At 62.4% G+C, this 12,570-nt stretch carries 15 protein-coding genes and 1 pseudogene; 6 read left to right on the forward strand and 10 right to left on the reverse strand.

Annotated elements, in window-relative coordinates; all coding sequences use genetic code 11:
* Positions 1-299: pseudogene (locus EOA60_RS04340) on the reverse strand (metal transporter); the annotation flags it as partial.
* On the reverse strand, positions 296-1,417 hold the full coding sequence (locus EOA60_RS04345; RefSeq protein WP_095825266.1) for a multicopper oxidase domain-containing protein: 1,122 nt from the start codon (positions 1,415-1,417) through the stop codon (positions 296-298). The pseudogene EOA60_RS04340 and the gene EOA60_RS04345, both read right to left, overlap by 4 nt.
* A gap of 291 nt (positions 1,418-1,708) precedes the next feature.
* Here EOA60_RS04345 and grxD point away from each other — a divergent pair, with 291 nt between their 5' ends.
* The gene (grxD, locus tag EOA60_RS04350) at positions 1,709-2,044 is read left to right on the forward strand and encodes a Grx4 family monothiol glutaredoxin (protein ID WP_066995148.1); all 336 of its coding nucleotides are present in this window, start codon (positions 1,709-1,711) and stop codon (positions 2,042-2,044) included.
* A 192-nt stretch (positions 2,045-2,236) separates the two neighbouring features.
* Positions 2,237-3,436 (forward strand): multidrug effflux MFS transporter, encoded by a 1,200-nt coding sequence (locus tag EOA60_RS04355; RefSeq protein WP_164748144.1) that lies wholly within the window; start codon positions 2,237-2,239, stop codon positions 3,434-3,436.
* Between the two features lie 23 nt (positions 3,437-3,459).
* Here EOA60_RS04355 and EOA60_RS04360 read toward each other — a convergent pair whose 3' ends face one another.
* The 8 genes from EOA60_RS04360 to EOA60_RS04395 form a co-directional block, all read right to left on the reverse strand.
* Positions 3,460-3,870, reverse strand: a complete 411-nt coding sequence (locus EOA60_RS04360) for a hypothetical protein (protein WP_095825265.1) — start codon at positions 3,868-3,870, stop codon at positions 3,460-3,462.
* 78 nt (positions 3,871-3,948) lie between these two features.
* The gene (locus EOA60_RS04365) at positions 3,949-4,776 is read right to left on the reverse strand and encodes an inositol monophosphatase family protein (RefSeq protein WP_095825264.1); all 828 of its coding nucleotides are present in this window, start codon (positions 4,774-4,776) and stop codon (positions 3,949-3,951) included.
* A complete protein-coding gene (gene ttcA / locus EOA60_RS04370; protein ID WP_095825341.1) occupies positions 4,766-5,662 on the reverse strand; it encodes a tRNA 2-thiocytidine(32) synthetase TtcA in 897 nt (298 codons plus the stop codon). The genes EOA60_RS04365 and ttcA overlap by 11 nt, the downstream gene beginning before the upstream one ends.
* Before the next feature lie 187 nt (positions 5,663-5,849).
* The gene (gene rpsD, locus EOA60_RS04375) at positions 5,850-6,467 is read right to left on the reverse strand and encodes a 30S ribosomal protein S4 (protein ID WP_095825263.1); all 618 of its coding nucleotides are present in this window, start codon (positions 6,465-6,467) and stop codon (positions 5,850-5,852) included.
* 405 nt (positions 6,468-6,872) lie between these two features.
* The gene (locus EOA60_RS04380; protein WP_066995133.1) at positions 6,873-7,055 is read right to left on the reverse strand and encodes a DUF3008 family protein; all 183 of its coding nucleotides are present in this window, start codon (positions 7,053-7,055) and stop codon (positions 6,873-6,875) included.
* 59 nt (positions 7,056-7,114) lie between these two features.
* Positions 7,115-7,915, reverse strand: coding sequence for a glutamate racemase (murI, locus tag EOA60_RS04385; protein ID WP_067328310.1), 801 nt, complete (start codon positions 7,913-7,915; stop codon positions 7,115-7,117).
* A gap of 106 nt (positions 7,916-8,021) precedes the next feature.
* Positions 8,022-8,636 carry a DUF805 domain-containing protein gene (locus tag EOA60_RS38150; protein ID WP_179293651.1) on the reverse strand — a complete coding sequence of 205 codons (615 nt, stop codon included), beginning with the start codon at positions 8,634-8,636 and terminating at the stop codon, positions 8,022-8,024.
* 79 nt (positions 8,637-8,715) lie between these two features.
* Entirely contained in the window at positions 8,716-9,555 is an 840-nt protein-coding gene (locus tag EOA60_RS04395) for an RNA methyltransferase (protein ID WP_095825261.1), read from the reverse strand.
* Positions 9,556-9,758: 203 nt separating this feature from the next.
* Between EOA60_RS04395 and EOA60_RS04400 the strand changes: the two genes are divergently transcribed.
* From EOA60_RS04400 to EOA60_RS04415, 4 genes are read left to right on the forward strand one after another with little or no spacing between them, the layout of a single operon-like run.
* Positions 9,759-10,970, forward strand: a complete 1,212-nt coding sequence (locus EOA60_RS04400; RefSeq protein ID WP_095825260.1) for an NADP-dependent isocitrate dehydrogenase — start codon at positions 9,759-9,761, stop codon at positions 10,968-10,970.
* Positions 10,971-10,973: 3 nt separating this feature from the next.
* Positions 10,974-11,711: a hypothetical protein gene (locus tag EOA60_RS04405; RefSeq protein ID WP_095825259.1), complete on the forward strand. Its 738-nt coding sequence runs from the start codon at positions 10,974-10,976 to the stop codon at positions 11,709-11,711.
* Between the two features lies 1 nt (position 11,712).
* On the forward strand, positions 11,713-11,955 hold the full coding sequence (locus tag EOA60_RS04410) for a glutathione S-transferase N-terminal domain-containing protein (RefSeq protein WP_095825258.1): 243 nt from the start codon (positions 11,713-11,715) through the stop codon (positions 11,953-11,955).
* Entirely contained in the window at positions 11,948-12,529 is a 582-nt protein-coding gene (locus EOA60_RS04415) for a demethoxyubiquinone hydroxylase family protein (protein WP_095800850.1), read from the forward strand. The genes EOA60_RS04410 and EOA60_RS04415 overlap by 8 nt, the downstream gene beginning before the upstream one ends.
* Positions 12,530-12,570 lie beyond the last annotated feature (41 nt).

Raw genomic sequence — 12,570 nt, forward strand, 5'->3', positions numbered from 1 at the left:
GGCGGATCCTGCGTGAACTGCCAGTAAGCGTCGTCGACCTGGACCTGTGCGATCGTCATCGGTTCCGACCCGCCGGCCCGCACGAGAATTCGAATGCCGTCGTTTCCGATAATTGTCCGCTCGAAGGTCAGGTTCTCGACCGGCGGCGCGCCGTTGCGAAAGCTGGCCAACGGGTCGGAAGAGACCATCCACGCAACCGCGAGCCCGAGCACGGCGAGCGGCAGTACTATCCAGAGCAGAGAGAGCCAGCGCGGCCGACCGGCCTGTGTATCCCGGGAGGTGCTACTGACATCGGTCACGACAAGGCCTCCACGACGTCGAACATGCCCGACCAGCCGAGTTCGGTAAACTCCGACTGGTGGGGATGGAACATGTAGAGGCCTGGCTCGTGCTCCCTAAAATGGAACTCGAGGATACCGCGCTCGGCCTGGCACTGGGTGATCAGATCGACGGTCCTGAGTGTCGGCGTCAGCGTCGTGCCCTGATTGTAGTAGTCGAAGAAATTGGCATGCAGATGGAAGGAGTTGATCGGGTCGAACTCGACCACGTTGACGAGATAGATCCGGACAGGCTTGTCCTTCAGCACCCGTATCGGCTTCTTCGCGTAGGCATGGGCGACGGTGTTGACGGCATAGACCTCGTTCTCGTTGTCGAAATTGGTGTCGAAGGCGTTCATCACCATTACGAATTCCTGCCAGCCGGCATTCTCCGGCGTGCCGAGCAGGCGCGAGCGGGCGACCGCCTCGTGCTCCGGATGCCTGGCGGGATCGGGATCGATGATGAAGGCGCCGTACATACCTTTCTGGATGTGCCGCTTCAGCGGCAGCGCATGGCAATGATAGAGGTGGCAGCCGAACGGCCTGGCGTCGAACTCGTACACGAACTCCTCGCCCGGCCCGATCAAACCGGCGCCGGGAACGCCGTCCATCCGTGCTGCGTGAATGCCGTGGAAATGCATGGAATGCGGATGCGAGCCGTTGTTGCGGAAGGCGATCTTCAAGCGATCGCCTTCGGTGGCCCGCAGCGTCGGCCCCGGCACGCGGCCATTGTAGGTCCAGGCGGGGAACAGGATGCCGGGCGCGATCTCGATCTCCTTGTCCTCGGCCGTGACCTCGAAGCTGCGCAGTGTCCGCCCGTCCGGCAGCGTCGACACCGTCCCGGTCTCCCAGTCGCTCAGCAGCTTCACCGGATCGAATCCGTTGCGGCTATCCTCGACCTCGCCGACGGTGATCATCGCCCCATGCGCGGACAGGTGCGCCGGCTGCGGTTCGGCCGCCCCTGGCGTTCCGTGACCGGCGTGGTCGGTCTGCCCGCGCGCCGCGGTCGCCATCACCGCCGTACCGCCGGCCGCCAGGCCACCGGCCAGAAGCAGCCTTCGATCGAGCTTTTGTTCCAGCAGCGATTTCGTTTCGCGCATATCCGCGTTCCTCCAAGGCACCGGCAAGGATAGCGCATGCTTCAAGATTTAGCTATAGCTATAATTCTGGCGCGTGCGCACCTGGGAAACCGTCAGCGGCACCGGGACAAGAGAACCGGCCTGCCGGCCCGCTTGTGGGAAAGTTCCGGCTGGCGGATTTGGCCCAATGGCGGACCAAAGCTTTGCGCCATTTCGGGTGCGTCGCGGCTAACGTCTTGTTTCAGCCAACCTATGGGTTTATTTGATGGACATGCTTCGAGCCTGACTCCCACAGGCGTGAAAGGATTCCCCATGAGCGGCATCAACGACTACATCGACAGCGAAGTGAAGAGCAACGACGTCGTGCTCTTCATGAAGGGCACCCCCGGCTTCCCGCAGTGCGGGTTCTCCGGCCAGGTGGTGCAGATCCTCGACTATGTCGGGGTCGACTACAAAGGCGTGAACGTGCTGACCTCGGCCGAGCTGCGCCAGGGCATCAAGGACTATTCCAACTGGCCGACCATTCCGCAGCTCTACGTCAAGGGCGAGTTCGTCGGCGGTTGCGACATCGTGCGCGAGATGTTCCAGGCCGGCGAGCTGCAGGATTTCCTGGTCGAAAAAGGCGTCAGCGTCAAAGGCGCCGCCTGATTTGAGCTCGCGCTGGCCGGCCCAGCCGGCTGCGCGATGACATTCGGGGCCGCCCCACCTCGGCACTTTGGCTTTCGAACTCGAGAACGAGACGAATTGATGCGCCGGTCGACCGGCGCGTATTCGTTTGATTGATCGGATTTTGCCGTGGACAATCAGGCACTAGCGCAGCAGTCGGCAAAAAGCTTGCCCATTCCGCGCTGGGAATTCATTGCGCTCTGCGCGGCGCTGATGGCGCTCAATTCGCTCGCCATCGACATCATGCTGCCGGCACTGCAGCAGATCGGCGCCTCGCTCGGCGTCGAGAATGAAAACCACCGCCAGTATGTGATCACAGCCTACATCCTTGGCTTCGGCACCGGTCAGCTCTTCTTCGGTCCGGTTTCCGATCGTTTCGGCCGCCGTGCGCCGCTGGTCGCCGGCCTGATCATCTACGTGGCGGCGGTAGCGGCCGCTGCTGTTGCTCCGACCTTTGCCACCCTTCTCGCCTGCCGTGTCGTGCAAGGCATCGGCGCGGCGGCCACCCGCGTCATCGCCGTCTCCATCGTGCGCGACACCTTCGAGGGCCGCCGCATGGCCGAGGTCATGTCGCTGATCTTCATGGTGTTCATGGCGATACCGGTCGTCGCGCCCGGCATCGGCCAGTTCATCATGCTCTTCGCCACCTGGCACTGGATCTTCGTCACCATGGCCGTCGGCGCGCTCATCGTGTCGGCATGGTCGCTGTTGCGCTTGCCGGAGACGCTGCATCCGGAATACCGGCGGCCCTTAACCGTCAACGCCGTCGTCGGCGGTTTCCGCATCGTGCTCACCAACCGCATCGCGCTTTGCTATGCCTTTGCCAGCACCTTCATCTTCGGCGCCATGTTCGGCTTCATCAATTCCGCGCAGCAGATCTATCTCGAAGTCTTCCATGTCGGCGAGCTGTTTCCGCTGATCTTCGCCGGCGTCGCGGGCGTGCTCGCCTTCTCGAACTTCCTCAACGCGCGGCTCGTCGGCAAGGTCGGCATGCGGCGCCTGTCGCAGAGCGCGCTGCTGCTCTTCCTCGCCATCAGCCTGGTCTGGCTCGTCTTCTCGCTCGAGATCGAGATGCCGCTCTGGCTGTTCATCGCCTTCTTTGCCGGCGCGATGGTTCCATTTGGCTGTCTCGGCGCGAATTTCAACGCGCTCGCGATGGAGCCGCTCGGCGAGCTTGCCGGCACGGCGTCCTCCATCCTCGGCTTCATGCAGACCTTTCTCGGCGGCCTGCTCGGAACGCTGATAGGCCAGGCCTATAACGGCTCGGTCACGCCATTGGCCGCCGGCTTCTGCAGCGTTTCCCTCGCCGCCCTGCTGATGATCCTGATCGCCGAGCGCGGAAGGCTGTTCCAGCCCCACAATCCGCCGGTGTGAAACCCTCGCCTACGGCCACCCGCTCAGGATTTTCGTTCAAGCGCAACCGTGAAGCGGGGCGAAAGTATGCGCCCTGCGATCGCCTCGCCCATGCTCTCGGTAAAGGATAACGGCAGGGCCTTATCGAGAGCCTCGAGGACTGAGGCAACGAAGGCTCTGTTCAATGCATCGTTCGATCCGAGTACGGAGAAGGTCGCGCGCGGCTTGCCAATGAGCGTTCCGTCTCGGCGGAGCGAGAACCGCAGGGTCAAGGACAGGCCGGCAGTTCCGTGAGGCGGCCGCCAGCAGGCGTAAATGGCAGCCGACATTTCCGCTATGGAGTTTACGGGATCGCGACTGCCGCAGGCGCGCTCCCGTGCCGCTGCTTCGTCAGCACCCGTGATCGTCACGGCGATGGCGAGAGCCAGAGCGACCATCGCGGACTGGGTGCCCATTCACATCTCCGGATTTGCGTGAGGTCGTAGGTCGACATCTTCCAGCCGACCGGCTGGCCCTCGCTGGCGCAATCGATCCTATTCCGCCCAGAGCTCGCGCCGCAGTTCGTTCCAGCTATCCTTGTCTGGCGCAACCAACAACCCGCCGTCGACATGCGACGGCAGATAGGCATCGCCGTCGATCCGCGCCGCATAACCACCGGCCTCCTGATGGATCAGCACGCCGGCCAGATGGTCCCACGGCATCAGCTTGTTGTAGACGACGAAATGCGCATGGCCGCTCGCCAGCAGCCGGTATTCGTGCGCGGCGCAACGATAGCCGAACTGCGACAGCGCCTTTGTGTGGTTGCGAGCGAGCCGCGAGCGCTCCGGTTCCTTCAGATACTGCCACGAGATCGCGCCGGTCATCTCGGAGATCGGCACCGGCTCGGCGACCCGCACCCTCTCCAGCGCGCCATGTGCGTGGCGGATATGGCTGCCCGCCCCCTTGGCGCCGATCAGCCAGTCGTTGCCGACCGGATCGTGGATGATGCCGGCAACCGTCTCGCCGTTGACCACGACGCCCAGCATGACGCCGAACAGCGGCACACCGGAGGCGAAGTTGAAGGTGCCGTCGACCGGATCGATGACGAAGGCGAGTTCGGCATCGCCGAGCCCTTTGAGCAAGGCCGGATTGTCGGAGCAGGTCTCCTCGCCGACGATCATCGCTGTAGGGTAACGCTCGCGCAGCCTGGCAGTGATCAGCCTTTCGGCGTTGACGTCCGCCTCCGTAACCAGATCGGCGGCGGACGTCTTCTGGCGAATATCGCCCTCGCCCAACCGGCGAAAGCGCGGCATGATTTCGGCCCTGGCTGCGTCAGCTAGAAGCTCGGCCAGCCAGTCGATCGCTTGCATGTCAAACGTCATCGGAAATGTCTTTTCCCATGGTAAGGCGCGCATCGAGCGCGGCGAAGTCGAACAGTTTTCGGTCGAGCAGATGCGAGGGTCGCACATTGGTCATCGCGCGGATCATCGTGTCCTTGCGGCCAGGCATACGCTTCTCGATATCGTCGAGCATCGCCTTCATGGCGTTGCGCTGCAGCCCTTCCTGGCTGCCGCAGAGATCGCACGGGATGATTGGGAACTTCATTGCACTGGCGAATTTCTCGAGATCCGCCTCGGCGCAATAGGCGAGCGGGCGCAGAACCATGACGTCGCCCTCGTCATTGAGAAGCTTCGGCGGCATGGCGGCGAGACGCCCGCCATGGAACAGGTTCATGAAGAAGGTTTCGAGGATGTCCTCACGGTGGTGGCCGAGCACCAGCGCGGTGCAACCCTCCTCGCGCGCGATGCGATAGAGATGGCCGCGCCTCAGCCGCGAGCAGAGCGAACAATAGGTGCTGCCGTCGGGCAGCTTGTCGGTGACCACCGAATAGGTGTCCTGGTATTCGATGCGATGCGCAATGCCGTTGCCGCCGAGATAGTCCGGCAGGATATGCTTCGGGAAATTCGGCTGACCTTGGTCGAGATTGCAGGCAAGCAGCTCGACCGGCAGCAGCCCGCGCCATTTGAGATCGAGCAGCAAGGCAAGCAGGCCATAAGAATCCTTGCCCCCGGAGAGCGCCACCAGCCAGCGCTCGCCGGGTTTCACCATGGCGAAGTCTTCGATCGCCTGGCGCGTGAGCCGCAGCAGCCGCTTGCGCAGCTTGTTGAACTCGACCGAGGATGGCACGTCGCGGAACAGCGGATGGAATCCGCCGTCCGGCTCGTCGGCGATCGGCTCAAGCGATTTGACGTTTGGCAGCATATTCATGGCGCAGGTGCCCACGGTTCTGTTGCCGCTTCGCTTAGAGCATTTTGCAGCCAAGTGGAATCACTAGCCGTCGCGGAATTGCGGCTAAAAAAATGACCAGGGTGGAATTGCCGCCCTGGCCGACGCGACAGACAAAGAAAAGGCCGCCTCGAGGGCGGCCTTGGATGGGTGTCGCCGATTGGTCGGATCAGCGCGAATAGAATTCGACGACCAGGTTCGGTTCCATCTGGACGGCGAACGGAACATCCGCCAGGCCGGGAACGCGGTTGTAGGTCGCGGTCATCTTGTTGTGATCGGCCTCGATATAGTCCGGCACGTCACGCTCGGCCAAGCCTACCGATTCCAGCACGATGACTAGCTGCTTCGACTTCTCGCGCACCTCGATGACGTCGCCCGGCTTGCAGCGGTACGAACCGATATTGGTGCGCCTGCCGTTGACGTTGACGTGGCCATGGTTGACGAACTGGCGGGCCGCGAAGATGGTCGGCACGAACTTGGCGCGATAGACAATCGCGTCGAGACGCGACTCGAGCAGGCCGATCAGGTTCTCGGAGGTGTCGCCCTTGCGGCGGTTGGCCTCCTCATAGACCTTACGGAACTGCTTTTCCGAAACGTCGCCATAGTGGCCCTTGAGCTTCTGCTTGGCGCGCAACTGCAGGCCGAAGTCGGAAAGCTTGCCCTTGCGGCGCTGGCCATGCTGGCCGGGACCGTATTCGCGCTTGTTGACCGGGGACTTCGGACGGCCCCAGATATTTTCGCCGAGACGGCGGTCGATCTTGTATTTCGCGGATTCGCGCTTGCTCATCGCATTCCCTTTCAAAACGATATACCCGGAACCCCTTGGCTCCGGGTGAAGGAAACGCGCCCTCCTCTGGCCTCCGTTTTCGAGGCCTGACAGAATTTCCCACGCAACGCGACGGAAAACCCACGGGACACGTCAGTTCGAACAAGACCGCCGACAGACTGGCTTCCGGTGAGGTCTTGCCCATGCAAAAGAAACCACCGGACGTCGCCGCCCGGTGTTGGTGGCCCTGTTAAACAGAGATTTAACCGGTGTCAAGCTCGTGATCGGCGACGCACCGGCTCCACTATTCTGCCGTCAGAAAGCCGCAGCCCGGCGAAGGCACTGGCATGGCCGAAAGCAGATCCGCCACGTCATGGCATGCCGGGGTTTCCTATCCAGGCACCAACTTGAGAGCCAGGCAGGAGTTCATGACTTCTTGCTAGGCAGTCCCTTGCGTTTGGTCTCGGCGAACTCCTCGAGTTGCTTCTCGCTCATGGACTCGTACATCTCGCGCGAAGCACCCTTAAGCTCGGTTTTCTTGGTCTCGCCGCGCTTGGCCGAAAGGGCTGCGCCGGCTGCCTTCTGTTGGGCTTGCGATTTGGCTGGCATGCGATTTCTCCCTGTGCGGTAGTGGGAAGAGAAACGCTGCGGCGCTATCGCAGTTCCAGCTAGCGCGAGGTCAGCCCAAAGCCCTGGATGAGCCTGCGCGTGGCGAAATCCACCTTACCAGAGGTGAAGAGGGCGATATCGGGCTCGGTCTCGCCCGACGGTTCGCCGATAGGCTGCAGCAGCGACATGGCGCGCCGGGCAATGGCTTCCGCCGGATCGATCCAGTCGACCGGCCACGGAGCGGTCTTGCGCATGCGGTTGGCCAGGAACGGATAATGCGTGCAGGCGAGCACGACGATGTCGGTGCGCTGCCCGTCGTGCTCGATGAAGCAGGGCGCGATCTCGGCGCGCACGGCTTCCTCGTCGACAAAACCTTCGCGCATATAGATCTCGGCCAATGCGGCAAGCCTGTCGCTGCCGACGAGCCGGACATGGCATTTCTGCGCCCATTTGCTGATCAGGTCACGCGTGTACTGACGCTTAACCGTGCCCGGGGTCGCCAGCACCGAAACCAGGCCGGACCGCGTGCGCTCGGCCGCCGGCTTGATCGCGGGCACCGTTCCGACAAACAGATGACCGGGAAATTTTTCCCGCAGCGCATCGATCACCAGGGTCGAGGCGGTGTTGCAGGCGATCACTGAGATCGCCGGCTGCAGACGGTCGAGCAATTTGCCGAACAGGGCGAGTATGTGCTCCTTGAGCGCCGGCTCTTCCCATGCGCCGTAAGGAAAAGCCGCGTCGTCGGCGACATAGACGAAGCGCCGATCCGGCATCAGGACGCGCGCCTCGCGCAGCACCGTCAGTCCGCCGACACCGGAATCGAACATCAGGATCGGACGCTGGTTTGATCGATCGTTCATTGTCATCCGACTACAGGAAGAAGCTGACCCGAGATTTGGCCAACCGCGCTTCTATCCTGAACGATCATGGTCTTGAAGTGGCAGATGCCAGCAGCTTTTGCGCAACTCAGAGCCCCCGCTTGCCGAAGCCGGCGGGTCGCGCCCGGCCAAACGGCTGCGGCGCCGGCGCCGGCGCCGGACGCGCGGGTTGCGCAGCAGTCCGTGGCGCAGCTGGAGCGACGCTCGCTGTCGCCCTCGCGGGGAGCGCCTCCGCCGGCAACGAGCCTTCAAAGTCGAAAGCCTCGGTCAGCTCATCGATGTTGCTGCCGGCCACAGGCTTTGCCCACAGGATCGTGCACCAGAGGCCGAATATGGCAAGGCCGAGCAGGTTCAGGCCACCGGGCGCGCTCTCAGGATTGCCGAAATCGATGACCAGAAGCGTTCCGGCCTGCAGCAATCCATAGATGCCGGAAAAGGCGATATAGGACCAGAGAATCCAGCCTGAACCATCGGCATCGCGGCTGCGGCGCCATGCGATGTTGCAGCGCAGCGCGACGAAGACGAGCGACACAACAAGCGCGGCGCCGGCCAGGCTTTGCCGCGACGGACCCGGCATCGAATTGATCAATCCCGCGAAGCCGGTCGTTGCGGCAATGCAGAGCACGATCGTTACCGCTTCCGCTATGAACAGACCTAGCGAATAGAAGAAGAAATGCAGACGGCCAATATTGGACGTAAACATCTGCTGCCCCATCGTTTCGAGAACGATGAACCAAACCGCATAATATTCGGTTACCTTGAAGGTTCGGAGCTTACGGATTTTAACTTTCTTTGTCCGTTGTTCGCTTGCGCATAGCCGGCGCCCGCCTTGGATCATCCCCCGGTGAGCCGTCGCCGCGCGGCATTGCCGGCGAAAACCTGTGGAGCGACGAGATGATGCCGCGCAGCACCTTCAACTCGGGCTCAGCGAATCCCGCCCGCGTCAGCACGGCGCGCAGATTGTCGACCATCTTAGGCCTCTTCTCTTCCGGGCGGAAATAGCCGCGCGCCTCGAGAGCGCCTTCGAGATAGGTGAACAGGCTGTGCAGCTGTTCCTTGGTCGCCGGAACGAGCTCCGGTCCGGCGAAGTTGGTCGCGGTCTCTTCGGCAAGGCCGGATTTCATCCATTCATAGGACATCAAAAGCACGGCCTGTGCGATGTTGAGCGAGGAGAAGCCGGGATCGACGGGAAAGGTGACGATCTCGTCAGCCAGGCCAACCTCTTCATTGTAGAGGCCAAAACGTTCACGGCCGAACAGAATTCCGGTGCGCAGCCCCGCCTGCTCGCGGGCCCGGAGCGCCCTGCCCGCATCCACCGGACCGCGCACCGGTTTGAAGCCGTCACGCTCGCGGGCGGTGGTGGCGAAGACGAAGTTGAGGTCGGCCACTGCCGAGGCAAGGTCGTCGAACACCGTTGTCGCATCGATGACGTGGTCGGCGCGGCTGGCGGCGGCACGCGCCTTCTCGCTCGGCCAGCCGTCGCGCGGATTGACCAGGCGCAGCTCCGAAAGGCCGAAATTCGCCATGGCGCGCGCGACCATGCCGATATTCTCGCCGAGCTGCGGCTCGACAAGGATGATCGCCGGTCCGGCGGTCTTGGCGGTGTCGTTTGCGGCTCGCATGGCTCTCCGTACATGGGGTTTGCGGCGTTTCGGCGTCCCCTGCCACATCCGGGCCTGAAAATGAAGCATTCACAAGCGCGACACCGGTCTGCGATCGGCTGATCGCGGTTTGCGCGCTCAAAAAGGCTTTGATATACGCTGCCCAACCTCGGCCGAAGCCACGGGCAAGGCCGTTCAGATCCCCAGCAACGAGGCATTTTTCCATGGCGAAGATCAAGGTGGCGAACCCGGTCGTCGAGCTCGACGGCGACGAGATGACCCGCATCATCTGGCTGTTCATCAAGGACAAGCTGATCCACCCCTATCTCGACATCAAGCTGGACTATTTCGATCTAGGGATCGAGAACCGGGACGCCACCAATGACCAGGTGACCGTCGACTCGGCCAACGCAATCAAGAAATACGGCGTCGGCGTGAAATGCGCGACGATCACGCCCGACGAGCAGCGCGTCGAGGAATTCAAGCTGAAGAAAATGTGGAAGTCGCCCAACGGCACCATCCGCAACATCCTCGGCGGCACCATCTTTCGCGAGCCGATCATCATGAAGAACGTGCCGCGCCTGGTGCCCGGCTGGACCAAGCCGATCGTCGTCGGCCGTCACGCCTTCGGCGACCAGTATCGCGCCACCGACTTCCGCTTCCCGGGCAAGGGCAAGCTGACGATCAAGTTCGTCGGCGAGGACGGCAAGGTGATCGAGCATGACGTCTTCGACGCGCCCGGCGCCGGCGTCGCCATGGCCATGTACAATCTCGACGAGTCGATCCGCGAATTCGCTCGCGCCTCGCTGAACTATGGCCTGCTGCGCAACTTCCCGGTCTATCTCTCGACCAAGAATACGATTCTCAAAGCCTATGACGGCCGCTTCAAGGACATCTTCCAGGAGGTCTACGAGAAGGAATTCGAGGCCGAGTTCAAGGCGAGAAAACTCTGGTACGAGCACCGCCTGATCGACGACATGGTCGCTTCCAGCCTGAAATGGTCGGGCGGCTATGTCTGGGCCTGCAAGAATTATGACGGCGACGTGCAATCCGACACGGTGGCGCAGGGCTTCGGCTCGCTCGGCCTGATGACCTCGGTGCTGATGACGCCGGACGGCAAGACCGTGGAAGCGGAAGCCGCCCACGGCACCGTCACCCGCCACTACCGCCAGCATCAGAAGGGCGAGGAAACCTCGACCAACTCGATCGCCTCGATCTTCGCCTGGACGCGAGGCTTGGCCCACCGCGCCAAGCTCGACGGCAATGCCGAGCTCAAGCGCTTTGCCGAGACGCTGGAAAAGGTCTGCATCCAGACCGTCGAGGGCGGCTTCATGACCAAGGACCTGTCGCTGCTGATCGGCCCCGACCAGCCCTGGCTGTCGACCACCGGCTTTCTCGACAAGATCGACGAGAACCTGCAGAAGGCGATGGGGTAAGAAGTGCCGAGCCTTGTTGCCAGCGAAAGGGGTCGCCTTTGCGCTGGCAACAATGCCGACCTCTGCCAGGCTATTTTCAAGGTGCACGGGCTAAGCGGCCGGAGGAGCCGCTCCGTCTGGTCCAGCGATGAGCAAGCACCTCCTTACTACCCCAATGCCGCCACTTTGGATGCCGATGCCGTACCGATCCAACTTGCAGAAATAGCCAGACTGACATCTGTTCTCGCCACCAGCTTTTCGGTCAAGGATTGCTTCTGCCGTCTGGATCTCCGACCGCTCGGGTTCAGCCAACTCTTCGAAGCAAGCTGGATCTGGATGGACCTAAGGCGTCCAACGACGACCCCCTCCGGTTGGGAACGTGTTGGGGACGCAGCCAGCTTGGAGATGTGGGAACTTGCCTGGACGGATGGCGCAGGTTCCTCCAGCGGCCGTGTCTTTCCGACTGCAGTTCTGGCCGACCCCGCCATCGCCATCCTTGGCCGACGGACGGCCGACGGCTTCACCGCCGGCTGCATAGCCAATAGATCCGAGCTCGTGATCGGGTTGTCAAATGTCTTTGCCACGGATGGCAAGCCGACCTATCGAGATGCTGTGCGAGCCGCAGCCAATACGTTTGCTGAAGGTCGCGCGCTGGTCGGGTATGAACGCGGCGGCGGGCTGGATGGTGCACTGGACTGCGGCTTTCAGACCACCGGCACGCTGCGCGTCTGGATACGGGACAGCCAAGCCAAAGAGGAATGAAGTGGCAAAGCCTCTTATCTACGGCGCCCATTACAGCGTCTATGTCCGCATCGCGCGAATGGCGCTCAATCAAAAGGGCGTCGACTACGAGCTCATCCCTCTCGACATCTTCGCGGCGGAAGGGGCGTCGATTATCGGCTATTTCCTCAAAGTCGCCGAAGGGCGAAAGCTGCTTGCCCGCTTTCCAGACTTGCAGGACTGGTGGGATCGCATCGTCAGGCGGGCGAGCTTCTCCAATGCATGAGCTTTCCGGCCGCGAAGCGCTGACCACAGCCAGGATAGTCCGGGTCAACCACGCAGGCGAATTTGGAGCGATCAGGATCTATTCAGCGCAAATCTTTGTCGCCCGGCACTTTTGGCGCGATTGCGTGCCGTCTTTGTCGGAGATGCTTGGACACGAGCGCCAGCATTGCGCCGCCTTCCGTGCCGCCATGCCAATGCGAAACTCGCGTCCATGTCGCGTCATGCAGTTCTGGAGCTGGGGCGGCTGGCTGTTGGGCTTTCTCACCGCCCTGCTCGGCCCACAAGGCATCTGGGCATGCACCGCCGCTGTCGAAGCGACCGTGCACCGCCATCTTGACGACCAGCTCTACTATCTAGCCGGGCGCGATCCCGGACTGCACGCCATCATCCTGTCGATCCGCGAGGAAGAGCTGGCCCATCTGCGTCACGCCGAGGAGCATCTGCTGGCACCAGGCCCGCTGCTTCTCCTCCTGCGCGCGGCGATCGCCGTCGCCACGGATTGCCTCATCTGGCTGTCCACCTGGGGCGACTCTGTCAGAATGGCGCGCGCCCTGAAAGCGGCAAAGCCTTCCTGACACAGGAACACTACGCGGCTTCGAGCGCCTCCTTTACCGCC

Source organism: Mesorhizobium sp. M1A.F.Ca.IN.020.06.1.1, assembly GCF_004023265.1.
Taxonomy (GTDB): Bacteria; Pseudomonadota; Alphaproteobacteria; order Rhizobiales; family Rhizobiaceae; genus Mesorhizobium.